This window comes from Pseudomonas sp. P5_A2_2, assembly GCF_054177685.1.
This window is the reverse complement of sequence record NZ_JBGCUL010000856.1, coordinates 1-1,914: the sequence shown is the minus strand read 5'-3', so window position 1 is coordinate 1,914 and position 1,914 is coordinate 1. Positions and strand designations below refer to the sequence as shown.

3 protein-coding genes are annotated in these 1,914 nt (G+C 60.4%); 2 read left to right on the top strand and 1 reads right to left on the bottom strand.

The genetic code is table 11. The features are described 5' to 3' along the window. A partial coding sequence (locus tag ACXRVY_RS26570) for a patatin-like phospholipase family protein (RefSeq protein ID WP_458238681.1) occupies positions 1–738 on the bottom strand: 738 nt, incomplete at its 3' end. Positions 739–959: 221 nt separating this feature from the next. Here ACXRVY_RS26570 and ACXRVY_RS26565 point away from each other — a divergent pair. Together ACXRVY_RS26565 and ACXRVY_RS26560 are read left to right on the top strand one after the other, a co-directional pair. Next, positions 960–1,238, top strand: a complete 279-nt coding sequence (locus ACXRVY_RS26565) for a hypothetical protein (protein ID WP_007991739.1) — start codon at positions 960–962, stop codon at positions 1,236–1,238. A 100-nt stretch (positions 1,239–1,338) separates the two neighbouring features. Then, the coding region (locus ACXRVY_RS26560) for a CHAD domain-containing protein (protein ID WP_458238680.1) at positions 1,339–1,914 on the top strand (576 nt) is incomplete at its 3' end.

Genomic DNA, 1,914 nt, shown 5'->3' with positions numbered 1-1,914 from the left:
GGGCTGGGCGGATTCGATCCACGGATTGAGGTCTGCCCCTTCGGCCCTCAGGGCTTCCTGCTCGAGGAGCAACAGTTGCTCGGCCTGCTTGCGGCGGAACGGCAGCTTCGAGCCGAGGGAGTTGATAAGGCTGTCGAAGCGGGTCTTGAAGGCGGCGGGACGCTGGATGACCGGCATTTGATAGTGGCGCTGGTTGGTGGAGTTGAGGTTGACCGCGATGATCAGGTCGCAATGGCTCGACACCACCGGCACGATCGGTAGCGGGTTGAGAATGCCGCCATCGACCAGCATGCGGTTGCCCTGCATCACCGGGGTAAACAGGCTGGGAATCGCTGCCGAGGCGCGCATGGCCTGATGCAGGCAACCTTCCTGGAACCAGATTTCCTGCTGGTTGGTCAGGTCGGCGGCAACGGCGGTGTAGGGGATGCGCAAGTCTTCGATGTTGATCTCGCCGACGATCTTGCGGATCTGCCCGAACACCTTCTCGCCACGAATCGCCCCCAGACGAAAACTGACGTCCACCAGACGCAACACGTCGAGATAATCCAGGCTCTCGATCCAGTCACGGTATTCATTGAGTTTGCCGGCGGCGTAGATCCCGCCCACCACCGCGCCCATGGAGCAACCGGCGATACAGGCTATGTCATAGCCGCGCCGTTCGATCTCTTCAATGACCCCGATATGGGCATAACCCCGAGCTCCACCCGAGCCCAATACCAGTGCGACACGCTTTTTCATGAATCGCCCTCGTTCGAATGGTTCAACAATGCACCCATCGAGGGTCATGCTTCAATCGCCATGGTCGTTCGGTGGGGCAAGAGCGTCGTATTTTCGACATTCCATGGCGGCACATGGTTATTCTCCTCGGCGCTATAGTTTGCATAGCGGACCAATGGCACTTTTCAGGTGCCACACCGTCTTACCTGCACGACTGTTGACCTATCTTTGAGGAGTGAGTGATGAAAGCCTGGATCTGCGTGCCATTGATTGCCCTGGCGCTCGCCGGTTGTGCCGGCAAAACCGCTTATCGCGACAGTTGCGGTAGTAACCTGGATGCCGCGTGGCATGAGCTGGATCTGGCCAAGGCCGAAGGTTTCGCCGGGACCGTCAGCTACTCCAAGGCCTTGTCGCTGTTGACCGCGGCCAAGACCCAGCAGCAATTCGAGGGGTTCGAAGGCTGCTCCCACAAGGCCGAGAAGGCCCGTTTCTATATTCGTGAGTCGCGCGCGGGGCGTTGAAGGCAAAAAGCAGCTGCAGGCTCTAAGCTATGAACTGCAAGACTCATCGGGTTTGCAGCTCGTAGCTTGCAGCCTGGCGCTGTTTACGGAGTAAACCCCCATGATCGATCGGTTGGTGGCTCGTGTCCTGGGCCTGGAAGTTCGTCTGCTGGCCTGTCAGGCCCGCTTGAAAGAGCGTACTGACCCCGAAGCGTTACACGATCTGCGCACTACCATGCGTCGGTTGCGCAGCCTGTTGCGACCCTTGCGCGGGCAGCCCGGTGTCGAGCAACTGGAAGCGGCCGCCTCCCGGGTGGGCGAACTGAGCACGCCATTACGTGATCGCGAAGTGTTGGCGGCGTACCTGCTCCAGCACCATCAACCCCAAGCCGCACAGCGGCGCATGGCGCAAATGGCCGAGGCCTATCCGGCCGTGGCGGCCAGCCCTGAACTTGCGCAATTGCTGATCGTCCTCGATGCATTTCCGCGTTTTCTGCGCGCCGCCCAGCGCCAGGGATTGCTCAAGGGCTTGCGCAAGCGCATCGAAAAACGCCTGGGCAAGCAGTGGGAAAAACTCGACGAGGCACTGCACGACCCGGCCCACGACCGTCATCGGCTGCGCCTGCTGATCAAGCGCGTGCGCTATGGCATCGACGCTTACCCTGAGCTGGATCGATTGCCGAAAGCAGCCATGCCC